Source organism: Mesotoga sp. H07.pep.5.3 (assembly GCF_002752615.1).
Classification (GTDB): Bacteria; Thermotogota; Thermotogae; order Petrotogales; family Kosmotogaceae; genus Mesotoga; species Mesotoga prima.
On the sequence record NZ_AYTV01000026.1, the window covers coordinates 1 to 23,874 of the forward strand.

The following is a 23,874-nucleotide window of genomic DNA, read 5'->3' on the forward strand; positions in this document are numbered from 1 at the left end:
TCCTGAAGCATTCCTGCTCCGGATATTCTACTATCGTTCCTGAACACTCTTGGATGCAAGATGTTCTTGCCCAACTGGGCCTCGCAGGCTATAACCAAGGACTGGACTTATCTTGCATCCCCTGCCTCTCTTATTCTAACAAACACCAAGAACGAAAAACAGATCCTTGCTCTGGAACCAAGAACATGCTCTATTCAGTGAACGGTGAACCATTCAACGAAGAACCATTTTCTCCTGCTCTTTGTCTTTCCGAACGAAATCGAATTAGGTTTATCTAATATAATAGTGGAGAGACTTGAAGCTTTGGAGGTACCCTGTGCGGAGATTATTTCTAGTCGGTGTATTGCTAATCTTGTTGACCAGTAGTTTCTCCGAGGTTCTTAAAAGAAGAGGTACGGAAGAAGAATTCTCTTACTCGGAGTTAGCCGGAGGTTCGATTACACTGCCGGTCGATACTACGTTCAGATTCATTCCAGGCTTTGAGCTTTCGGAGGGTGATTTCTGGGTTACTTTTGCGATCCAGGATCCGCTTTTCAGATGGGCAAGCGGCGACGAATTGAGTCCTTGCCTGGTGGAAAAGTACGAGCTGTTGAATTCGAACAAGTCACTTATCATAAAGCTCAGAGACGATATTTTCTGGTATGACGGAACGCCTATAACCAGTGCGGATTTAGAGTACTCGATAAAAGCCTGGAAGAGCACCGAAAGCTCTCCGGTCTATGAGGCTCTCAATGATCCGCGGTTTGGCTGGTTTTCCGTCGTCGACAGCAAGACCGTGGTTTTCAATTTCAATGATTCGTATCCCGAATTCTTGAACTCTTTGAGAACGGGCATGCTCGCCAAACATATTTACTCCGACAGACTTGGAATCGAACCGGAGAGCCTGGAAGAGAACATGGAGATGGATAAACCACCCGTGGGAGCTACATCAGGGTCGTTCATGCTCGATCCGGCAAGCGTGAAAGGCAACATTATTCTAAAGAGAAACCCGAACTGGCACGGAGGATCTGGAGACGATCTCTTTCCGCTAGTATTCGAGAGTTGGCCTGAAAAGAGCCTTCTGGATGAAATAAGGCTCGTGGAAGTGGCGGAGCCTCTTGACAGAATTGAGATGTTCGATGCGGGCGAGCTGCATCTTCTCTTCAGTGAACCGGACCATAACGAGTCTCTTCTTAGTGAAGCTGCTTCCGGAAAGTTCAAATCGGGAAGCTTCCCGGATGGTAGTTATCACGTTATCCTCATAAATCATAGAAACGCGCTCCTGGCAGAAAGGGGAGTGAGACAGGCACTCAAGATGTCTCTTGACTACGAATCTCTTCTTGAAGCCCTCCCCAACTCCATAGGGACTTTCATCCCTGTAGATCCCAGAACGGCTATCTCTAAGACCCTGCAAGCTCAGATAGTGGATCTTCCCTACGATCCGGATAAGGCAAAGACCTTTCTTTCAAATGCAGGTTATCCCGGTAGCATAACTTTGTCGATCAAGGTCTATCATGGAGTTGAGAATATATTGCTGGAGGAGCTCCAGAAGAGCTGGGACAAGATAGGTGTGAAGCTCGAAGTTGAAAGGCTCGATTGGGGAAGCCTTCTTCGTGACATAGATGAAGGCGATTATGAGCTGGTCTATCTTCGAGTTGAGGCCTTCGATTATCCCGAGATAGCCCCATGGACCAATGAGTATGAGCATGATTTGAAGACAGGCTGGGAAGTGGGTTATGTAAATCCACAGATTTTCAGGATTATGAGAAGGGCCGCCATTGAAACTGACTGGCGAAAACGTGCTCCCTATTATCTTGGGTCATACAGGATATGGACGAACGATGTACCGGTTCTAGTTCTTGCCTACAATCTCTCTTACGCTTTCTGGAATAGCCAGCTCAGCGGGCCGGTCCCGGGCAGAGGGGAGCTTTACGAGAATCTTGCTGAATGGTATTTGCAGAAATGAAAGGACAACATAAAGGGGGTATTAAAAATGCTCTATCTTGAAAAGGAGCCTTTTAGGAGAGCACAATATACGATCCTTGAGAACGGGAGAGAACTGGAAAAGAGACTTTTCGCCTATTATTTCATGGATGGCCCGGCAAACATTGTTGTTGAGGAGATCGCCAGTTATCAGAATGTCGATGGCGGGTTTGGAAACGCTATAGAGCCGGACTTCAGATTGCCAGCGTCTTCTCCAATGGCAACGTCCGTAGCGCTTCAACACCTTGTTCACTTCGATGATTTGCCACTTGCAAAGGGAGTAATCTCGAAAGCGATTGCTTATCTGGACAACACATATGTTTCGGAAAGAAAGGGATGGTTCGCCGTTCCACGAACCGTCAATGACTACCCCCACGCTCCTTGGTGGGGATGCGATGAAGAGAAGGAAATTTGCGCAATCGATGCAAACTGGGGGAACCCAACGGCCGAGATCATAGGATATTTAACCAGGTACAGGGAGTTCACCAATCTAGATGTAGATGAGCTTATTTCTCAGGCAACCAGGTATCTGGAAAGTATGAACACGTTTACCTCTTTTCACGAGATATTATGCTTTGTAAGGCTCTACAGATTACTTGACGAAAAGACGGCCGCAAGTTTAAGGCCAAAGCTCTATGAAGCAGTCTGCACTTTGATCAGCAAGGATGAGGAGGAATGGCGGACGGAGTATGTAGCCAAGCCGCTGGATTTTGTTACCTCTCCCGAAGAGTTCTTCTGCGTCGATAGAGAGCTGATTGAAAAGAATATCGAATTCTACATTAACGAGCTTCAGACGCACGGTAAGATAAAGCCCACTTGGTCCAAGAGCTTCTACGATGGCGAGATGAGCAGGGCCTGGGATGAGTGGGTTGCTATAATAACCTTGAGAGTTCTTTTGATTCTCAAATCATTTGGAAGAATATTGCTCTAAATAGAATTCGAATGGGGGGATAGAAGTGAAGAATATTATCCTGCAGGAAAGGATAATGGCTGTCATTAGAAGCGACAGCGTGGAGAGATGTGTCGAGATTGGAAGAAGCTGTTTCAGAGGAGGCGTGAAGATCCTGGAAATAACCTTCACGGTTCCAGACGCCCCAAAGGCGATTGCAGTTCTCTCAAAAGAAATAGAGGGTGCTTACGTTGGAGCTGGAACGGTTATCACTGACGACCAGTTCAGCAAGGCAGTTAAGAGCGGCGCAAAGTACGTTGTAAGTCCGCATCTTTCCGAAGAACTTGCGATTCAGTCCAGAGCGCTTGAGACGCTATATCTTCCCGGAATCATGACGCCGACGGAGTATGTAAAGGCGACTGCGCTGGGCAGCTCGATGGTCAAAGTCTTCCCCGGCGATGTCCTTTCGCCATCCTTTGTGAAATCACTTAGGGGTCCCTTCCCCGAGGCGCTGTGTGTGGTGTCGGGAGGAGTCAATCTCGACAACATTGACACGTGGTTCAAGGCAGGCACCGCCGCCGTCGGTATAGGATCCGATCTGACTAAGGGGAGCCCGGAAGAAATAGAGGAGAAGGCAAGACAGTACGTCGCCAAAGTCAAGAATTTCTTTGGATGAAGTGTAACTTTTTCGGAGTGTATTCTTGAAAGTTGAATGAGCGTTGAATAAGATCGTGAGCCTGCGATAGGTCGCTTAGTTCTCCAAGGCCAAGCATCTGGACTATGATGTTACCCGTGGCAGTTCCTTCAGCCGGTCCTGCGACTACCGGAAGCCCTGTGTAGTCTGACACTAACTGGCAGAGAAGGCTGTTGCGAATGCCGCCGCCCACCATTCTAATGTTCCTTATTGATCGGCCGGTTATTGACTGCAGTTGTTTTCTTGTTTTCTCTGTCTGGTAAGCGATTCCTTCGATCGCGGCTCTCACGATCTCTCCCCTATTTTTCAAAGAGATTCCGAGCTTCTCGGCTTCGGAGAGTATAGCCTTCTCCATGCTTCTCGGTTTTCTGAAGGCTTCGGATTCCACATCTATTTTTCTCTCATAGCTTCTGACGGTCAGCGCCATCTCGGTCAATGCAAAGTGATCGAGATTCGGATTCGATTTCTTCCACTCCCTGAGGAGCTCTTGAACCAACCATAGACCGGTTAGATTCTTGAGCAGGCGGTACCTTCTTCCGTAGCAGCCCTCGTTGGCAAGGTTGTTTTCGATAACATCTTCATTTCTGGAAGGTTTGTCGATCAACACCCCCTCTAGGCACCAGGTTCCGGCGCTGACGAACATCGAATCATCTGAAAGATCCATGGACGAAACGGCCGACGCCGTGTCATGGCTCGCTGGCAGAATAACCTTCAAGCCCTTTATGCCAAGCTCTTCCGCGACTGAGGGGAGCAGTTCTCCGGCGATTTCCCCTGGATCTACGATCGGAGTCATTATGTCCGGTAGATCGAAGAATCTTATAAGCTCTTCGCTCCAGTCGTTTCGATCGGGATCGAAGAGTTGTGTGGTAGTGGCGAAAGTGAACTCTGTCAGCTTCTCCCCTGTGAGGAAGTAGGTTAGGAGTGAAGGCATCGGGAGAAGGGCGTCTGCCTTTTGAAGGTGACGGCTGTTTTTACGTTTGAGAGATATGAGCTGATAGAGAGTGTTGAATGGCTGAAACTGGGTTGGAGCTCTGTCGAAGATCCATCGCTTGCCTGCCTTCTTTATTGCGTAATCCATGGAATCATCTTTGAACATATCTCTGTAATGTCTGGGATCACCCTGAATCGAACCAGAACTGTCGATGAGACCGAAATCCACTCCCCATGTGTCGATTCCTACGCTCCGGATCTCAATTCCCAGAGTTGAAGCCACCTTAATGCTTTCCACGACATTCTTGTAAAGCGAAATGAGGTTCCAGTGAGTCGAACCTGCGACATGGATAGGCTCGTTCGAAAAGCGATGTACTTCTTCCAGAACCAGCCTGTTTCTACCGTACTTTCCAACGAAGGCCTTGCCGCTGGAGGCACCGATGTCTATGGCGAGAAATCCGATCAATGGTCCATACCCCGTTCATTAAGGAACTGGTTCACTTCGCTTTCGGCTGGCATCGAGCTTGCTCCGCCATATCTTGTTGCGACGATCGCCGCCTCTGCGTTTGCGAAAGTGAGAATGCTTCCCAGATCTTCTTCGGTAAGACTACGCAGTTCTTCATCGCCCATATTGTAGAGCTTAGAGATTACTGCGGCCATAAAAGAGTCTCCGCAGCCCGTTGTCTCGGCCACTTTCACCTTGAACCCCTCTCTCTTAACAGAAGTCCTTCCGTGATAAACAGTGGATCCTCTGCTGCCGAGGGTGAGAAAGACGAGCGTGTCTGGTTTGACTTCGAGCCGAGACAGGGCCTCATCTAAATTGTCGCTGTCACATATGTATAGCAGATCGTCGTCGCTGAGCTTGAGAATGTCGACTCTTGAGATGATTTCTCTGACTATGGCCCTGAATGAATCGTGATCTTCTATTGCGCTTCTTCGAATGTTGGGGTCGAATGAAGTCTTGACTCCTCTTGAACTGAACCTTTCGAACAGCTCTAGATAAGTGGATGCCGACGGTTCTTCCAGGAGTACTATCGCGCCAAAATGAAAGAGGGAAAAGTTAAGAGGGTCGATCTCTTCGATTTCTTCTGATTTGAGCGATAGATGGGCTGCATGATCCCAGTAGAATCTAAATTCCGGCTTTCCCTCGCCGTCCAGAGCGGCAAAGGCTATCGGTGTCTTCGTTCCATGTTCTCTAATCACGTAGCTGGTAGAAATTCCAAGAGACTTCAGATATTCGAGAAGTGCGCTACCAAATTCGTCCATGCCAATTTTGGCGAGAAATTCCATAGGAACTCCCAGTCTGTGAAGACCGACAGATATGTTGAAAGGTGCACCACCCGGTTTCTTTTCAAACAGGGTGGTGCCTTCCAGGCCTTTCATAGGTTCTCTAGAGATAAAATCGAAGAGGATCTCTCCAGAGCATAAAACCGGTTTGGACCGATCTCTCATAACTTGAAGTCAGCCTCGAACCTGTTGAGATCATCTGCCGGAAAACTACCCTGAACGTATTCAGCTGCGATCTCGATGGGCAACGTGAGATCATGGACACCCAGTGAGATAAGTTTGTTTGCGCTCTCGATATCCTTTATACTTGCCGCAATGATTCTAGGGGCGTTTGAGTGCCAGTCACCAATGTCTAACATCTCCGTAATTCTCAAGTCAGCATCTATTCCCGCCTTCACCATTCTGTCGAAGTACACGGCCACATACTCAACTTCCATGCTTACCGCGGCGTAGTACTGCTGTAAAGTGTAAACGGCCGTAGCACAAACTCCAACTCCAATATCGTTCAGCTGAGGAACAATATTAGAGGCCTTCTGCGGATCCCAGGGCAGTTTGATAGTAAAGAATTCGGGATCGAAATCGCTCTTCTTTATGAATTCCTTCACCTTCTGAATCCAGTCGGTCGAAGAGAGGCTACCCTGAACGAAGTGTCTCTCGCCCGGGACCTTTGAGAGGAATTTCATTGCATCCATAAGACCCCATCCCGGCCTATCTCTTTTCAGTATTGTAGGGTTAGTGGTGATTCCGGCAAAGACAGGCTGTTCAACGAGTTCAACGCTCTTTTCACAAATACCGTCAATGTATAACATTATCAGGCTCCTTTCTTAGTAACTATATGTCCCGAAATGCAGTTTACTCTCCAAGAATCTGGTAATCAATACCCTTTATATCACAGAACTGTACCAGTTCCTCTACGAAATCGCCGTAAACACCGTGAGTGTGGTTGCATGGGTAGTATCTCAGGAAGGTATCCATGTCCGTATCCAGCTTCACATAGGCATGTGGCCATTCGATCTGAACCTTCTCCGACAGCTTCTTTTCTTCTGCTTCGGAGAGCTTAACGAACTCTCCCGGTACTATTGTCATGATGTACTCGCCGTTCTGTCTCGCAAGCCTGGCAAGGGTAACTCGCCCAGGTGCCGCAAAATGCTTTACGGCAGCTCCTCCGGCCGGGAAGTAGAAGTCCTCGGGATACAGTTCTACGTGTTTGAGATTGTCTTCGGGATTCATAGATTTTCCTGCAAAGTAGGTCGCGTGAGTGCCCGAGTTACAGAGGTCAAGAAGGTCTTCTTCCTCGAAGTAATGTCTCACGTCTGCAAACAGAACTGGAGACTGAGCGATATGCTTGAAGATTTCCATAGTCAGAGCTCCATCCATATCCGTTTCGGTGGCCGCAACGATTGTTTCCTTTGAACCGTGCCAGTCGTATGGATCATTGAGGAAGGCCTCTACTATGTCCATCGTTGCGTAGTTGTTTGTCATCTCGGGCTGACCTTTGAATCCAACAAAATCCAGTTCGTACTCTTTTATGATACTGAGCGCGGCCTCGTAGAGCGCGATCTGCTTCTCCAGTTTTTCAGGTGTAAGCTGTTTGCCGTCATACTTTACAGTTGCAAGCCTTTCAAGCCACTCTCTAGCTGCTTTTGTGACGTCTTTTGGTACTTTCTCCGCCCTGACTACCAGTTCATACTGGTCGATCTGTTCCACATCGACACCGAACTCCTTCAGCCATTGATCACCGTTGGCCGAAGCCGTGTACATTCCCATCGGACGGCCGCCGAACATACCGTATCTTTCGCCCTTCAGCCTTGCGGCTGCTGAAGCAGCCCTCACGAAGTGCATTACCCTTTCGATCACATCTGAATCTTCGGGATTGCCCCATACCCTTTCAGGCATTATTCCGACCTGTTCGAGGGCACCTGCTGCCGCCAGCTGGCCTACCATACCGGGGTAAGAGGGATTGATCTGTCCGTAGGTTAGGAAAGGACCTGGTGCATAAAGCGAGGCCATTACGGAAAGATGCGGCCAGCACCAGATAGCATAGTTGAATATCGTGGCCTCAACCTCGGCCTTCATCAGCTCCTTGCCGGCCTTCTTCGCGAGAGAAGGCTTCCAGACTATATCGGAGGCTGTGACAACTTTCACTTCACCCGTTGCTTCAAGGGCCTTAACCAGCCTGTCTTGAAACCCCTTGTTCATTTCGATCAGATCGTTGTGAACGAAATCGCGCCCGTCGGAAAAAGTGATCACTCCAACCTTTCTCTTTTTCATTGAGCATTCCTCCTCTTTTTAGTGTTTTGTTCGAGCTTGTCTATATGAGCTTTGACACAGATTTTCTTTGAAGCAGTTCCGCCTTCAGCACAACTTTCGATTTATCACCTCTTGTTCCGTCTATTTCGCTCAGCATAATCGTGGCGGCAATCCTGCCGATGTCCTTCACAGGCTGTCTGATCGTCGTCAAGGGTGGCTCGATCAGTTCGTTCATGGAATGGTCATCGAAGCCTACAATCGATAGATCACCGGGGATTTTCAGGCCCATCTGCCTTACGGTTGCAACTATGACCTCATTGAGAAACTGGTTTGTGGATATGATCGCATCCGGTCTCCTGTTCGATTTCAGAACAGACTCCAGTGACAGCGAAGCCCTTTCCGCGTCCACTGCATTCTCGATAATCCAGTCTGCGTTTATTTCAATGTCCAGCATCTTGCAAGCCTCCAAAAAGCCCATACGTCTCTCTTCTATTGTATAGATTCCCTTTTTGTGAAGGACTATTCCAAATTTCCTGTGACCGTTCTCCTTTAAGTGCAACACTCCCTGGAGAATCGCCTGTCGGTTGTCGAGGGTTACCGAGCTTATCCTATCAAGTCCTTCGAGAATCCTATCGTAGAAGACTACGGGGATGTTTCTCCTGACTGCCTCTCTGTAAAGTCGTGAGTTGTTTCTTCCATCCTCACCCCCACAGGGCGAGGAAAGTATCCCCTCGACGCCGTGTTCGAGGAGCCATTTGATGTAGATTCTCTCTTTCTCGAAATCCTCGCCGATGTCGCAGACGATGAATTTGTAGCCTCTAGGAAAGAGCACGGTCTCGACTCCGCTCATGAAATCCAGAAAGAATGGATTCCTGATATCCGATACGATGAGACCCACAGTCTGGGTCTTTCTTGTTTTAAGTGATTTTGCGGAGGAATTGGGAATATAGTTCAATCTCTCGGCCGCGTCAACTATCTCTTTCCTCAGGGAAGGACTCACTCCCGGCTCGTGGGAAAGCGCTCGCGATACGGACGACGGCGATATGTTCAATTCGTTTGCTATGTCTTTTATCGTTGTCTTCTTCATCACTAAGGTCGCAACCTTTCGCAAACGTTTGCGTTCATTTTCATTATACTATGGGTCGTCCTTGATTGAAAAGCAAAGTGGTAGCAGACAGACGTAGAGAGAGCTCAAGTAGAATAAGTCAGTCTCTATTTACTCTCTTTGATAGAAAAAATCGAGATTTCAACAAAATTGGAAAACTCTTTTTCCTGCGATCATGAACACTTATTTGAATTACTAAGGTCATCTCTTTGTAAATAATGTAACAAGTGCTATATTAGTTGTATGAGTGCGTAGCACTACTTGCCGTATATTACCTGAGTCTTCACGTGCTTACTTCTAGTGGGAAGGCTCACTTATGGAGGTGGGGTAATGAAAAGGCATGTTCTACGATTCGAGCAGGCAGCTTTTCTTATAGTAGTAATGTTAAGCTCATTTGTAATGATTTCATGTATTCCTCGCAATCCAAATACACCACCGGTTGCCGACTTCAAATTGGTGGAAAGCTCCGCAACGGAACTGCGACAGTTACACTTTGATGCATCAACATCCACAGACAAAGAAGACAGCACAGACAAACTAATAGCCAGATGGGACTTCAACGGTGACGGAGTGTGGGAGATAGACTATTCCGCAAACAAGAAAGCAAACGAAATAATCAACCACTTATATAATGTTGCAGGTACAACCACAGTTGTTGTTGAAGTCAAGGACAGCAAGGGTCTCACTTCAAGAAAGGAGAAGGAGATACAGATAAACCTTGCTCCTCCCCAGAGTCTATATCTGGAATCTTTTTCGGATAATGAAATCACAATTGTATGGAATGATATATCTACCAGTGAAGATTCGTACAATGTTTCTTTGAACGATAATCCATTAGAGCAGCTTCCAGCAAACACCGAAGAGTACACATTTGAACTAGATACAAGCGCAACTCAGACTATCTCTGTCTACTGTACAAAAGGAACCATGAAATCGAATAAGACAGAGCTTGTTATGGGAATGAACCTGTCTGAATCGACAACGGTATTTGAAGAAGTGTCTATAACGCTGCCTGCTTCTCATGTGGGTAAGAAAGTGACGATTGCCGTAACTGAACCATCTGAAGAGCTTCCTGAGGGATGTAATGTTGAGAGCACGGCATATGACATAAATGTTGATGGACTTACAGATGAAGCTACAGAGTCTCCAGTGGAAGTCACATTTACTTCCGAGTTTGTTGAAAGCGAAGAAAACAACGATCTAATAATAATGCATTATGATGATTATCTAGGAGAATGGATACCTGCATACACAGTCTTCCAGAACGGAAAATACAAAACATTCACCACTCACTTTTCCACTTATGTTCTCACATCTGTTGAGACAAGCTCGGAAATCTTGAGCAAGAGAGTTGACAGTTACTCAGTACAAGACTATGGACTTAATTTTGTGAACAGACCTGGGGACGTTTTGGATGCAGGAAAACTGCTTGATGTGGCCGATTTCACCAGTCAAAGGGGGGTTTGCTACGGAATGGTGATGACGAGTCTTGGGCTCTTCAAAATGGGGCTCGGATTTGCGGACCCCTTCTTTGACATAGCTGGTGATCTCGAACCGAGATTGTATTGTCGTTCCGCATTTAATATTGATCATGGAATTACTTGTACTCCTATAGCGGAATTTGTTGAAATTAAACAGGAAGATGGACCGGGGCTTATTAGTTGTGTAGAAAAACTGATTGACAGAACTTTTACCAACAACATAACAAATGCAAATGATACGTATTTATTGCTTGCAGAAGGGATTCCCGTTGTCCTGAGTCTAGGAAGATATGAACAAGATGTTGGTGACGAAGATAATGATGGAGATAAGACAGAAATAATTCGGATTGGACATGCCGTCCTTGCATACGGGGTCAAGGTTGAGGGGTCATCAGTTTATGTCTTCTCTATCTATGATCCAAATTTTCCTCAAGTTAATAGAGAGCTTACACTCAATGATGGCAAAATCACTGGATACTATGGTTATTTTTCGGAGATGTTGTGCATCGGAGTTGATAGTAGGACAGGTCCGGGGCGGATGACTCTACTCACGGAAAATCTTGACAAAAGCTATTCTCCTTGGTTCAAGGACATCTATTACTACATAAATGACAATTCGATAAAGCTTTCATGGTGGAACCACTGTCGACCAGACAGGTCACTACCTTCTTCTCAGTACATAAAGAGAAGTGAAGGAGGCACCTTCTCGAATATATCGACAATAAATAGCATGTCGGTGGAGAACTACGCTGATACCAACATAGAAGTCAATGAAGAGTACAAATACAAAGTCTCCAGGAGCGATGGCAAGGAAACCCCTGAAGTTTCAGTTTTCACAAGATACTATGATGCAGTGCCTGAAACTGGAGCAAAGGTTAATGGAGAAGGTTTCACTGTCACTTTCCCCCAGTTACCTAGCGGGAATATCATTGTCGACATACTCTATTTCACAGAAGGGACCTGGAAACATTTGACCTTTAACGAAAAGTTTTCGAACTATGTCATTTTCACAGAAGATGACTGCGACAAGCTATTTAGAAACTCGGATAGTGCGACAATTCGTTTTGTTGCATACAATAACGATTATGATCGTACGTACGCAGTAAGAGATGTCACTTATTATCTCACTGACAACACACCTCCAACGGTAACGAAAGTCAGCGGTCCAGATGGAGAGATCTCAGAAAACAGCAGTACCTTCACCTGGACTGGAAGCGACTCAGACGGAACGATTGTCAAATACGAATACAGAAAGGATGAAGGCAACTGGATGAGTAACGGCACGAGCACAAGTTACACCTGGAGCGACTACTCAGAAGGAGAGCACAAGTTTGAGGTCAGGGCGCAAGATGACAAGGGGGCATACTCCAAATCGGTTGAATGGATTTTCATACACACTGTAGAAAAGTTTACTAAACTGAGAGGGCCATCGGGCAGTATAGCAACTAACAGCAGCGTTTTTGAATGGCAAGAGATCGCATTTGCAGATCAAGAAGGTAGTGAAGAAGTAGAGATAGTCAAATACGAGTACAGAAAAGACGAGGGAGACTGGACAGAAAACGGAACAAACACAAGCTATACATGGTCAGGATACTCTGAAGGCGAACATACTTTTGAAGTCAGGGCACAGTACAACGAGGGAGTGTATTCTAATGCAATTAGATGGGACTTTATTTATCTTCGCTCTGAAAATCATGGCGGAACACTATATTTATTTGCCAGTAACGAACCTGCGACTCTCAATCCATTGTGGGCACAGGAAACCAGTTCTACCGACATAATTCGCTTTAACCATATGTCTCTTCTCAGAAACGACACTGGCGGACTGCTTACTATTGCTGGACTTGCCTCAGAATGGTGGTTTACTGACAGTGGTAAAACAGCAAACTTCAGGGTTAAAGAAGGATTACACTGGTCGAATGGAATTCCTTTTACGATCGAAGATGTCAGATGGACTTTTGAAGATGTAGTGTTTATAGAAGAGAATATCGCAAACGGCAATGCTACGTATAAAGATTCTTCCGGTAACCTTCCAACAGTAGGTGTGAATGGCGATGTTATATCCTTTACCTGGACAGAACCAAATGTTTGGTGTTATAAGGCCATAGGAATGACGACCATACTGCCTAAGCATATATTGAAGGAAGCAGTAGATGAGGGGTGGATAGCTGATGCTTGGAGTGTTGAAGAGTGGAATGAAGTCGTCGGCTTGGGGCCTTTCATAATCTCTGAGTTTATCGAAGGAGAAAAGATAAGACTCTCAAGAAATCCATACTATTTCGAATATGAACCCGGGGGTGCCAGACTTCCTTATCTTGATAACGTGGAGTTCAAATTTAGCACCATTGATCCTCTACTCTTGTTCGAAGCCGGGGAAATAGATGTAATTTCTCCTAACGTAAGTTCCTGGCAGAGAATAGTAGACCAAGCAGAAGAAAAAGGTTGGATAACGGGTGTTGGTGGCCCTGCTCTTGGATCCCAATTCGTGACTTTTAATTTCAACAACCAGGATTCTAACAAAAGAGGTTGGTTCAGAAATCCGAATTTTAGAAGGGCGTTCCAGTATGCTATGCCCAAAGAGGCAATAATTGCAGGACCTTTCTATGGTCTTGGAACCGCAATATACGGACCCGTTAGTCCTTCTTCAGGATTTTTCAACCCTGAAATTCTTGAAGCTTTCCCCTACAAATACTCAGTAACGAGAGCAAGGTTAGAATTGAAGAGAGGAGGATTCGATTGGGATGACGAAGGTAATCTTGTTGACTCTGGAGGAACAATAGTTGAGTTTGATCTTGTCACCACAGAGGGTTCTCACTTCATCTGCGATATAATTATCGATAGTGCCAAGAAACTAGGTATGAAAATAAACCTTGTTCTTACCGATTTCAACACTTTAGTGACCAAACTTTTGACGCCTGATTACGATGCGGTTCTGACCAGTCTTACTGGTACCGTCGATCCGGGTTCTGCTTGGAATATTTGGAGGACGGACGCAGGTATGCATTTCTTCAATTTCACCCCAGAAGTCAGACCTGGTGTTGTGGATCCAGATATTTACGAGTCTTTCGACTGGGAAATCCGGATTCATGAGATATTCGTTGAACAGACCGCTGAAACAGATGAACAGAAGAGGTGGGATCTGTTCGCGGAATTCCAGATGCTTGCTACGGAGTATCAGCCTTTAGTCTACACAATCGCACAAAACTTTCTTTATGCTCACAAGAAGACAATTCATTTGGCAAATCCTTCTCCCAGTCCTGCAGCTGGTGTTTTGTGGGGGATCGAGAGTATTTGGAAAGAGTGAGTACTTCTTCTGCTCATGTATATTTGAGAAAGTTTGGCATTCATGTCATGTATGAGTAGAACTGCGGTTATACAAGACATAAGACTGGTATGGAAGTGATGGAAATATTGAAGAAAGCAAAGATCGGAAACAAAAGAGAAAAGGACAAGTGTTTAAAGAGTTATCGTAGTTGAACGCACTCCAAAACAGAACAACCAGAATTAATTCTCTAAAGGCGTGTAAATAGCTAGATGGATACTGAGACTATTATTCTTTAACACAAAGTCTAGCTCAGAATATTGATAATACAAATATTAATCGTATGACTCAACTTTGACAGCAAGAAATCTGAAAACAGCTAAACAAGGGAAAAAATGAAAAGAAAAACAGACGTACCACCACAGTGGTCTATTATGCAATCTCTTTGAGTAGATCCGGCGGTCTTATCTTGAGAGCTTTGAAAGCGTCGTAAGCATTGCCCATAGTTTCAGTCCTTGCAAGAAAGCGTTTGTTTTCTACCGTTAGCTCAACTGCCCTTATCTCTGTCAAGTCTTCGAGTATTTCTGCGTAGGAGAAAGTACTTCCAATCTCTTTCAGCTTTCTGCATAAGGCAGTCTCCATTACAAGCGCAAGGAAACAGATCATTATGTGTCCCTTCACCCTCGTGTCTGTGTAATGGTATATGGGGCGAAGATCGAGTCCGCTCTTCAGTTCCCTGAAGGCCCTCTCTACTTTCCACAGTAGCTTGTATGATTGAGCAACCTCTCTATTGGTTAGTTTTGTGTTCGTTCTTAGAACGTATTTGCCATCATATTTGATTTCGGAGGCCATCTTTTCCTGGTCTATCTTCACATCTGTTTTCTGCATGCTCAGATATCTTCTGTATCCTCTGTTTCCAACAAGACTCTTTGGCCCCTGTTTAAGTTTCTTAGTAAGGTTCTTCACTATCTCTTCTCTCTTTATTCTGTCTCTTTCTGCCTGAAATGGATTGAAACAGATTACGTATCTCTCCCCCTCATGCAGAACTTCCTTTACCTTCAGATTCTCTTCCACTTCTTCGTAATCACCGGGCTGATTCAATACCGCTTCAACTCTCTTGCTTCTTCTCATCTTCACTCCGAATATGTATGAAAGCCCGGCCTTATCTATCTCCTCAATGAGTCCGTTGCTTATCATTCCTCTATCGGCTACCACTATAACCCTGTCTATGTTGAATCTCCTTCGTATATCCTCAAGAGCTATCCTGAAGGTATCTATGTCTGCTGTGTTCCCGGGAAAGATTTGGTGAGCAACGGGGAAACCATCCTTCGTCATTAGTACCCCTATCATCACTTGCTTGCAATCAGACCTGTGATCCTTAGAACGACCATACATTGAAAGTTCAGGTCCTTCTCCCTGGAAGTACGTACTCGTTGTATCCCAGAAGACTAGATCGAGATTCAAGTTGAAGAGAGTCTTCACATTACTGAATAGCTCTTCCTCCACTTCTTCCTTGAACTTCTCGAGATAATCCAGTCCACGGTAGTAATGCTGAAGACTCAACTGCTCGAACTCAGGTCTGTAAACCTTGCTTACCCACCTGTCTACTCCCCTCTTCGATCTCGGTTCGACAAGTCTGTTAAGTACCATAGCGAATATAGCCTCAACGTAATCGCTAACTGCATCCGTATCTCCCAGAAGTCTCCTCAATACTCTTTCGATACCCAGTTCCTTCCATAACTGCTCGAAGATAATCACAGGTCCCCACAGATAGGTTTGATTCACATTAAGGGCTTCTTTCCTAATCCATTCTTTCGTCGAGAAGTTCTTCAGACTTTCAATAAGCCTATCTATCTGGCCACTGTTCTGAAGATCATCTACCCTCCCCAGATTAACCAGAACTTTCTGTCTAGTCTTATTCCCCACTCGTATATTCTCTACGAGCTGCAGGTAACTCCTGGTGGAACCGTCCTTGTTTTTGAAGTGCTTCAGTCTAAGAAACATGGCACCTATATTATATCACTATAACTAAATACAAGTCAAGCACTAACAAAGTGACAAGCAAACACACATGGCACCGCATTTCAAAAACGATTCAAATATCTACCACGAACTTATGCACCTTTCAGAACTTATTCCCACCATTTATTCTCTTTTGCTGTCAAAGTTGAGTGTGAGTGCATTGCACTTCATTTTGTTTATTGCCTGAGTCTTCACGTGCTTACTTAGAGTGCGAAGGCTCACTTGTGGAAGTGGGGTAATGAAGAAATGGTCTATTTCAATTTTGTTGTTTGTACTGCTAACGGCTTCAATGTTTCTTATCACAGGATGTCCACGTGTTCAGAACAAACAGTAATCAAAGTCACTGGCCCATCTGGAACTATTACCCAGAGTAGTACGACCTTCAGCTGGACTGAAAGTAACTTTAACGGAACGATTGTCAAATACGAATACAGAAAGGATGGAGCTAGCTGGACAAATCACGGGCTGAACACAAGCTACACCTGGAGCGGCTACTCAGAAGGGCCACACAGCTTCGAAGTAAGGGCACAGGACGACAAGGGGGCATACTCCGAATCGGTTAAATGGAATTTTACTTTCTCTGCCAGTGAATCGCAGCTAATAGTTCTGAAGTCCGATTATTCTGTAGAGACGTTAGACCCAAACAATTGGCTATCTTCTTATGAAATTGAAATTATTAGCAACTTGTATGACAACCTCATAATGTATGACGGAGAATCGCTTACTGACTTCCTTCCAATGTTATCTACCGAAGTGCCGTCGGTAGATAACGGTTTGATTGGGCAGGACGGGGCAGTGTACACGTTCCAGATAAGGCAGGGCGTGAAATTCCATTCTGGAAACGAGTTAACTCCTGAAGATGTCAAGTATTCCTTTGAAAGAAGTCTTCTCGCAGGTGAAACCTATGCAAATTGGCTTCTAGTGCATGCGCTTTCCGGCGGAAGGTTTTCAGCCCTGGATGATTGGTTCAGAGACTATTCTGGAATGATGATGTCCGAAGCGCTCAATCCATCAGGAGTGCCTGTATCGGCTTCAGCAAGAGAGAAGCTAATCGGCTTTTATGAAAATGTGATTGGGAAAATCATAGAGATCGACGGTTGGGACGTGACGTTCAATATTGGACAATCTTTTGCTCCATTTCTAAGTATAATAGTTCACTTCAGTCCCGCTGGTGCAATTATCGACTCGAAATGGGCGAAGAGTAACGGAGCGTGGGATGGGGAAGCCGACGGCTGGTGGCGATGGTATTCTGAATCAGCCGTTTCACCCTTAGTGTCGGCCGAAGGGGGATCGGGTCCTTACAAGCTTGAGGCATGGAACCAACAGGAGGATGGAATAGCCCTGGAAAGTTTTGAAGACTATTGGAGAGGGAAACCTTCAATAGATAGAGTGATAATCAATAGCGAGTCCGATCACAACAGAAGGAAGGCCGAACTGGAAGAAGGTTTTGCAGATATAGTAGATCTTAATCTCTCGACGGCACTTGAACTTCAGGCGGAAGGAAAGTGCAAAGTAGAAATATATCCAGTGACTGCAGTTCACGAAATCATGTTCAACTGGGAAATAAATGACTCAAGCCCTTACATAGGAAGCGGTAAGCTAGATGAAAATGGAATTCCACCAGATTTCTTCTCCGACCTCCACATCCGAAAAGCCTTCTCTTATGCACACGATGGAGTTGCATTTATTGATTCTGACTCGGTGGTATGGGAGAGATGATACCCACGGTTATAACCAGAGGATTTCTAGGGTACGATGAAACGCTTCCCCTTGTAGAATTCAATCTTGCGAAGGCAGTACAGGAATTCAAATTAGCTTTTGATGGGGAAGTGTGGGAAAAGGGATTTAAGGTGCAGCTGATTTATAACAGCGGAAACTATATTCGAGAGAACGTTGTGGAAATGCTTGCCTATTTCATAGGTTCAATAAATCCTTTGTTCATTATAGAAACTGTCTCAGTACAATGGCCAACTTATTTGCAGGCACGACAAAACGGTCAGATTCCGCTGACTGTGTCGGGTTGGATGGCCGATTATTGCGATCCCGAGAATTATATCGTTGCATTCTACTCGAGCCAGGGTACATACGGCTCACAACGAGGGCAGGCTTATAGAGAGTGGGCTGCAATCAACGTGGATGAGGATATTCTGGCGGCTAGATCAACAGTGGATATCTCTGTTCGTGAAGAACTTTACAGAGAGATACAGGAGAAGATAATTGAGGCTGCCGTTGGAATACCAATGTTTCTAGAACATAGCCATCACGTCCACTCAACGAAAGTCAACGGATGGTTTCCTAATCAGGCGCGCAAAGGTGATTATTACTACGATCTTTCTAAGTGATCCGCTTTACGCCTATAGTTGAGCAAAGTTAGATCGAATTCGGGGGTGAGAGAATGAAAAGAAGTGTTGTATTATTCATGATCATTATGGCTCTTGTCTTTGTTTTCTCCGGTTGCGATGCTTTGCAAGGGTTACTTTCACCAGAGCCGGTCGAGGTCATTGTAGAAGAAGAAACAGTAGAATTCAGGATCGCAAAAGTCAAAGGACCATCTGGAAGGACAGATGAGGAAACGGCAGTATTCACCTGGACCATAGAAGACCCGGATAGGCAAATCGCAAATTACGAGTTCAGAAAAGACGGCGGAGACTGGTTAGAATTCTGTCTAGAAACAGAATATGCGTGGACCTCATATTCAAGAGGGCCGCACAGCTTCGAAGTCAGGGCGCAGGATATCAATGGAGCGTATTCATATGCTCTGATCTGGAAATTTACGTATGGCGTGAAATATCCGGTGATTATTACTTCTGCCGGGCAAAGTATTGGTACGTTGCCAACGTCAATGAATGCAAGAAAAGCCAATCTAGAGTTTCTCCAGGATGACACAATACTGGCCGAAGAGCTGACTGAAGAAAACGCCGGAACGCTAATAATTGTGGTTGGTGTTAGTCTCAGGGGATTAGGCGCTAAAGGATTAACTTTGGAGCAGGAGAAACAAAGGATAAGATCACTTCTGGATAAGGCAGAGGCCATTGGCGTGGATGTGATACTTGCCTACGTTGAGGGAAAAGCGAACAGGGGTGGATCTACTGATGAGCTCATTGACATCGTACTTCCCAGAAGCATAACTGTGTGGATTGTTGAAGAGAGCGACTTTGACAAGAAGTTCACCCGGCTTTGCGAAAAGCATTCTGTAAAACTCGTGACGATGATCAAACGGGATTCACTTGTTGAGGCTATCCGGGATCATTTTGGTTTGTGAATAGCTAATAGGACTCAGAATTTGAGATTCAAATTCACAGCGGTTTTTCCACAAATGCTTTTGGATGAAGCAATTTGCGAATAAGATCTATTGACGTCAGGGCAAAAAACAAATCTTGTTGAGTTCTTTCAGCTTTCAGTTAAGATCTATTGGAGTGCTTTTACAGAACATGAGGAGATAGAGGATAGAAGCTCTGAAAAGCTGACATAACAGCAATGCAAAGGATAAAGGGAAGTATTCGAAAAGCCAAAGGACCAGAAGAAGAAAAAAAGGTTACAAACTCGGCTTTCCCGGTTCGTATAGCATGCTTTTGCTTTTTTGATTGGCTTCATTGCCTAACTTCTGAAGTCAAGATAAAGGCTACATAAGTCAGTCTTTGTGTGTTCTTCTTGATAGGGAGAGTATTCCAAGTATGTTTGGATTGGGTTCTATAGAGGAAAGCTCAATCTTTACCTTCTTTCCTGGAACTCTGTAGTAGTTCTCCTCAATGGTCTTGAGTATTCTATCGAAATAGTACCGGTTCTTCCCGAGACTTCCTCCGATTACCAGTACCGAAGGATCGAGAGAATCCATGAGGTTGCAGAGAAATCGTCCAAGAGTTTCAGAGGCTTCGGTTATCATTTCTTTGAAGACCGGCTCGTTCAATTCTGCGCGATCTATTATCTCTTTTGTGCCGATCTCGATTCCAAGCGAATCATTTGCTCTAATTTCAAGGCCCCTGCCGCCTGAAATCGATTGCAGGCAACCGCGGCGACCACAAGTGCAAAGCGGGCCATTCCGTTTCACTATTGTGTGGCCGATCTCTCCCGCTGCGTTGTTTGCTCCCCGCAAGATTTTCCCCCGGACGACCATTCCCATGCCTATTCCCGTACTGACGGTAACGTAGATGAGCGATTCAATATCCTTTCTAAATGCCCATTCTCCAAAAGCGGCTGCATTACAGTCGTTTTCGATTACACCTTTGGTACCGAGAAAGGAGGAAGCTCTTTTGAAGAGCTCCACGTCTTTCCACCCGAGGTTCGGCGACCAGATCAACTTGCCCTTTTCGGGACTGACGGCACCTGCCGTGCAAAGCCCCCAGCGGTTTATATTTCTACTTCCTTTCATGCGAAGACAGATGTTACTAAGTCGCTCGAAGAAACTGTCAATTCCTTCAGCCGGCCTGGTGGGAATTTCTTCCGATGAATAAGGCTCCACTTCTTTCTCATCGAAAGCCGATACGAGAGTCTTGGTACCTCCAACGTCGATCGCTATGTCAACTGCTGGCATTTACTGCTCTCCGAATTTTCAGGATCCTTTCAAGAACCTCCCCTTCTCTTTCCTCATCAAAAAGGTTTCTGTTTGCTATGTAGGAACCGATTCCGAGCGCAACGGCGCCTGCTTTCATGTATTCTGTAGCGTTTTCGGCCGTTACTCCGCCGAAAGGCATGAATTTGACTGTGGGAAACGGACCCCTGTACGCTTTTAGCAAATTCAGACCCTCTGCATCGCCGGGGAAGAGTTTCAGAAAGCTGAATCCGTTGTTCAGCGCCGTCTGTATATCTGTAGAAGTGTAGACTCCGGGTATATAACTTATTCCATCCCTTGTCGACAACTTTGCGATTTTCTCACTAAATCCAGGGCTGAGAACGAAATCGGCATTCGAGCGAAGCGCTCTCGAATAAGCCGTATCATCGTATACTGTACCGGCCCCGATCACGAGCTTTCCGTAGAATTCCTTCTTGAGTTCGTGCAGTATCTCAGATGAAGATTCGTCGGAGAAACTGACTTCCAGAATCGTCAAGTCGTTTTCCAGCAGCATTTCACACAACTTCCTCGATTGATCAAGCGTAAGACCCCTAATTACTGTCAAGACCTTTTCTGTCATTAGTCTTTCAAACACGGTAAAATACCCCTCCTTTCGCTTACCGGCAGAAGATAATCTCTGCATTTAGTATATCAGGAGGTATCGCCACATTTCCCCGCTGAAAAGGAAACTGTCCATTTGAGTATTATGTCTTTTGTGGCATATCGTTGCTCATGTTAATGTAATAATGTGCTTCTGAAAACATTTTCAGATCTCTCATCGCTATTCAACAGAGACACCCGCGTAAAGTGTCGAAACATTTCCATGGTTTTCAACCGTGCTATAGAATTCGAACTCTATTAGAGAGACTCCTATTTTTAGAGCTTTGAAATCGAATAACCGCTTTCCGGGTTCGGTGCTTGCTATTGGAAAGTTCGAGATGTCACCGGGAGAGGATTGGCTCTTCGAAGGGTCGATGTACCTGTTATCTATGAGTCTCAGGATTTCGCTATCGCCCCGCACGCTCCATGAAAATCCAGCCGATAAGTCTTCCTCAGTAGTGGCTGCGAATAGATCACCCGACTTATGGAACCCGGAGAACTGTCAAGGACCGTTACATAATCAGGAATACACTCACTTAAAGTTCTGTCGTCCATTTCTACATTGAATACCCTTATGTCAACAGCTTTTTCTTCGCCTTCTCATTCTCTGTAGAGGTTGAAAATAATCGCAAAGCTTCCCAAGGTTTCTGGACTGAATAACCAGGTCACTTTCGAACCGCCACCTTGGACAGCTTTTTCAGATTGGTCAACGGAGCTTTCCTTCGAAAAGAGTGAAAAGGCGTTAGCTTCTGATGAATAGTAGTGCCATGTATAACCGGTCAAAGCTTTCTCCACAAGTTGGGCCTTCAAGCGTTGTTCGTAGCTGATTCTGTTTAACTATCGGGATATTTGATTCTTCTGAATCTCCTATGCCGGCAAGAAGAGTTCCATAGAAAGCCACAAATACAATCGTCATTATTAAAGAGATTATGTGATAGTCTTTGAAAGCCATAAGTACCGCCTATTCTGCTTCTGTTAGAAAACCTAATAGTGTAGGTATTTGACGATCTCCAGAGAGAAAGGATCAAACGGGAAGAAAGGATCCAAAGAAGAAGTCCTGTTTTCAGCTAAACTCTTCTCTTGTATTTCATAGAGGAGGAATGTCAAAACGGCCGAATTCAATCGCGTCTAATCGTGAAAGACAAGCTCCAATGACGTCTTTCGACTTTTCATCTTTTATCTAATAGTGTGGATTTTTATGACTCAACAAATCAATCATTTGTGTTAATATTTCTTCATGCTATGAAAAAGGGGGGAAAGTAAATGGAATCCGTTTACAAAAAGCTTCGTATATACAACTTGATAATGGGTTTTCTCCACCTTGTTCAGGGAATCATAATGCTGATAGTAAGCAACGATTCTTCTTTGACGATTACGAGAAACTACCTGGAGTTTGACCGGGAGATAATGCGACTGGTTCCAGCAACCGAGAACTTCATGGATCTGAAGATGGGTCCTTTCATCGCGAGTTTCCTCTTCATGTCCGCCATAGCGCATTTCATAGTCTCAACCTTTGGCTTTGGGTGGTACGCAAGAAATCTTCAGAGAGGGATTAATTACGCCAGATGGTACGAGTATTCCATCAGCTCTTCGGTAATGATTGTTGCCATCGCTATGTTCTCGGGTATGCTTGACATAGTGAGCCTCATGCTGCTGTTCACTGTCAACGCCCTAATGAACCTCTTCGGGCTTATGATGGAACTTCACAATCAGACAACCGAAAGGACAAACTGGACGGCCTTTATCTTCGGCTGTATTGCCGGGGCGGTCACATGGATAGCTGTCTTCGTATACTTTTTTACATCTCTTGGAAAGGCAAATGTTGAATTCCCGTCTTTTGTTTATGCGATTCTCATTACTTTCCTAGTTTTCTTCAACAGCTTTGCGATAAACATGTTTCTTCAGTACAAGAAGATCGGTCCCTGGAAGAACTACCTCTTCGGCGAAAGTATGTATGTTCTTCTCAGCCTTGTTGCTAAGAGTGTCCTTGCGTGGCAGGTTTTTGCCGGAACGCTCAGGCCAGTTTGATAAAAGTTTTTAAGGAGTATCGTGAGACCCCGAAAGGGGTCTCTTTGTTAAGATAATTCCAGGAGGATATAGATGCCAAATCTCTACTTCTATGCCGGTTCAACAAATCCGGAGCTGTACGAGCTTCAGAATGAATTGATCGACCCAGAAAGGAAAATAGAGAAGGTTATGGAAGAGTTCTGCGATTTCGAAGGCAGCGTGATTGTCGATGTTGGAGCAGGCTCAGGCTTTCATTCACATATGTACGCAAGCACTGCCTCCATGGTTTACGCCGTGGAGCCGGATTCGGGAATGTTAAAACAATTGATATCGAGGCAAGCCCGTGACTTCAGATCGAACTTCTGTGTGTTGAAGGGATTTGCTGAGGACCTTCCACTGAAATCTGATCTGGCAGATATCGTGCACGCCAGGCTTGCGTATTTCTTTGGCCCGCCCATGAAATACACAGAGAGTTGTGAAGAGGGGATTGAGGAAGTCAAAAGGGTCCTGAAGACCGGCGGGTATTTCTTCAATATTCAGAACAACTACTCTTCAGGCCAGTATGCGGACTTTCTCGAACTATCATATGGTCGGGACCTTAAAGGGCTTCAAAAAGAGATTTCCGATTACTTCGCATCGAGGGGCTTTTTGGAAAGGATCGTGAGAACGAAATGGAGAGCAAAGAACCGTGGGGAAATCGAAAAGGCCCTTACGCTGGAATTTCCGATCGAGAAGGTGGGGCAAATCATGAAAGCCTTTTCCGGCAACGAGTTCTCACACGACTTTTCAATATTCGTCTTCAAGAAAAGAACCAGAGGCGAAAATGATTAGAGTCT

At 45.3% G+C, this 23,874-nt stretch carries 18 protein-coding genes and 1 pseudogene; 9 read left to right on the plus strand and 10 right to left on the minus strand.

Annotated features, from left to right (window positions below; genetic code table 11):
* The first annotated feature begins 316 nt into the window (after positions 1-316).
* Genes V513_RS12895 through V513_RS12905 form a run of 3 tightly spaced genes read left to right on the plus strand, consistent with a single transcriptional unit; the run spans position 317 to position 3,527 of the window.
* Complete coding sequence (locus V513_RS12895) at positions 317-1,945, plus strand: ABC transporter substrate-binding protein (protein ID WP_099773058.1); 1,629 nt, start codon at positions 317-319, stop codon at positions 1,943-1,945.
* 27 nt (positions 1,946-1,972) lie between these two features.
* Positions 1,973-2,893, plus strand: coding sequence for a hypothetical protein (locus V513_RS12900; RefSeq protein ID WP_099773059.1), 921 nt, complete (start codon positions 1,973-1,975; stop codon positions 2,891-2,893).
* A 25-nt stretch (positions 2,894-2,918) separates the two neighbouring features.
* Positions 2,919-3,527 carry a bifunctional 4-hydroxy-2-oxoglutarate aldolase/2-dehydro-3-deoxy-phosphogluconate aldolase gene (locus V513_RS12905; protein WP_099773060.1) on the plus strand — a complete coding sequence of 203 codons (609 nt, stop codon included), beginning with the start codon at positions 2,919-2,921 and terminating at the stop codon, positions 3,525-3,527.
* Here V513_RS12905 and V513_RS12910 read toward each other — a convergent pair.
* Genes V513_RS12910 through V513_RS12930 form a run of 5 tightly spaced genes read right to left on the minus strand, consistent with a single transcriptional unit; the run spans position 3,508 to position 9,099 of the window.
* Positions 3,508-4,941 carry a rhamnulokinase gene (locus tag V513_RS12910; RefSeq protein ID WP_099773061.1) on the minus strand — a complete coding sequence of 478 codons (1,434 nt, stop codon included), beginning with the start codon at positions 4,939-4,941 and terminating at the stop codon, positions 3,508-3,510. The genes V513_RS12905 and V513_RS12910 overlap by 20 nt on opposite strands.
* Positions 4,938-5,927 carry a carbohydrate kinase family protein gene (locus V513_RS12915; RefSeq protein ID WP_099773062.1) on the minus strand — a complete coding sequence of 330 codons (990 nt, stop codon included), beginning with the start codon at positions 5,925-5,927 and terminating at the stop codon, positions 4,938-4,940. Before V513_RS12915 ends, V513_RS12910 begins: the two co-directional genes overlap by 4 nt.
* A complete protein-coding gene (locus V513_RS12920; protein WP_099773063.1) occupies positions 5,924-6,571 on the minus strand; it encodes a transaldolase family protein in 648 nt (215 codons plus the stop codon). Before V513_RS12920 ends, V513_RS12915 begins: the two co-directional genes overlap by 4 nt.
* A gap of 43 nt (positions 6,572-6,614) precedes the next feature.
* Positions 6,615-8,033 (minus strand): L-fucose/L-arabinose isomerase family protein, encoded by a 1,419-nt coding sequence (locus tag V513_RS12925; RefSeq protein ID WP_099773064.1) that lies wholly within the window; start codon positions 8,031-8,033, stop codon positions 6,615-6,617.
* A gap of 40 nt (positions 8,034-8,073) precedes the next feature.
* Entirely contained in the window at positions 8,074-9,099 is a 1,026-nt protein-coding gene (locus V513_RS12930) for a LacI family DNA-binding transcriptional regulator (protein ID WP_257212155.1), read from the minus strand.
* Between the two features lie 348 nt (positions 9,100-9,447).
* Between V513_RS12930 and V513_RS12935 the strand changes: the two genes are divergently transcribed.
* The gene (locus V513_RS12935; RefSeq protein ID WP_099773065.1) at positions 9,448-13,902 is read left to right on the plus strand and encodes an ABC transporter substrate-binding protein; all 4,455 of its coding nucleotides are present in this window, start codon (positions 9,448-9,450) and stop codon (positions 13,900-13,902) included.
* A gap of 390 nt (positions 13,903-14,292) precedes the next feature.
* Here the strand turns inward: V513_RS12935 and V513_RS12940 are convergent, their stop codons facing one another.
* Positions 14,293-15,864 (minus strand): IS1634 family transposase, encoded by a 1,572-nt coding sequence (locus tag V513_RS12940; protein WP_099773066.1) that lies wholly within the window; start codon positions 15,862-15,864, stop codon positions 14,293-14,295.
* Positions 15,865-16,104: 240 nt separating this feature from the next.
* Between V513_RS12940 and V513_RS12945 the strand changes: the two genes are divergently transcribed.
* From V513_RS12945 to V513_RS12955, 3 genes are read left to right on the plus strand one after another with little or no spacing between them, the layout of a single operon-like run.
* The gene (locus tag V513_RS12945; RefSeq protein ID WP_099773067.1) at positions 16,105-17,601 is read left to right on the plus strand and encodes an ABC transporter substrate-binding protein; all 1,497 of its coding nucleotides are present in this window, start codon (positions 16,105-16,107) and stop codon (positions 17,599-17,601) included.
* A complete protein-coding gene (locus tag V513_RS12950) occupies positions 17,598-18,224 on the plus strand; it encodes an ABC transporter substrate-binding protein (RefSeq protein WP_180274904.1) in 627 nt (208 codons plus the stop codon). The genes V513_RS12945 and V513_RS12950 overlap by 4 nt, the downstream gene beginning before the upstream one ends.
* A 53-nt stretch (positions 18,225-18,277) precedes the next feature.
* Entirely contained in the window at positions 18,278-19,144 is an 867-nt protein-coding gene (locus tag V513_RS12955) for a DUF6305 family protein (protein ID WP_099773069.1), read from the plus strand.
* Between the two features lie 369 nt (positions 19,145-19,513).
* Here V513_RS12955 and V513_RS12960 read toward each other — a convergent pair whose 3' ends face one another.
* From V513_RS12960 to V513_RS13785, 4 genes and pseudogenes are all read right to left on the minus strand, one after another.
* Positions 19,514-20,413, minus strand: a complete 900-nt coding sequence (locus V513_RS12960) for an ROK family protein (RefSeq protein ID WP_099773070.1) — start codon at positions 20,411-20,413, stop codon at positions 19,514-19,516.
* Entirely contained in the window at positions 20,400-21,026 is a 627-nt protein-coding gene (locus V513_RS12965) for a bifunctional 4-hydroxy-2-oxoglutarate aldolase/2-dehydro-3-deoxy-phosphogluconate aldolase (RefSeq protein WP_099773071.1), read from the minus strand. The genes V513_RS12960 and V513_RS12965 overlap by 14 nt, the downstream gene beginning before the upstream one ends.
* 186 nt (positions 21,027-21,212) lie before the next feature.
* Positions 21,213-21,503: pseudogene (locus V513_RS12970) on the minus strand (protease inhibitor I42 family protein); the annotation flags it as partial.
* Positions 21,504-21,631: 128 nt separating this feature from the next.
* Complete coding sequence (locus V513_RS13785; protein WP_373561620.1) at positions 21,632-21,841, minus strand: protease inhibitor I42 family protein; 210 nt, start codon at positions 21,839-21,841, stop codon at positions 21,632-21,634.
* A 453-nt stretch (positions 21,842-22,294) separates the two neighbouring features.
* On the opposite strand from V513_RS13785, the gene heR reads away from it, so the two are divergent.
* Complete coding sequence (gene heR / locus V513_RS12980) at positions 22,295-23,059, plus strand: heliorhodopsin HeR (protein ID WP_099773074.1); 765 nt, start codon at positions 22,295-22,297, stop codon at positions 23,057-23,059.
* Between the two features lie 72 nt (positions 23,060-23,131).
* Positions 23,132-23,869 carry a class I SAM-dependent methyltransferase gene (locus tag V513_RS12985; RefSeq protein ID WP_099773075.1) on the plus strand — a complete coding sequence of 246 codons (738 nt, stop codon included), beginning with the start codon at positions 23,132-23,134 and terminating at the stop codon, positions 23,867-23,869.
* Positions 23,870-23,874: the final 5 nt, after the last annotated feature.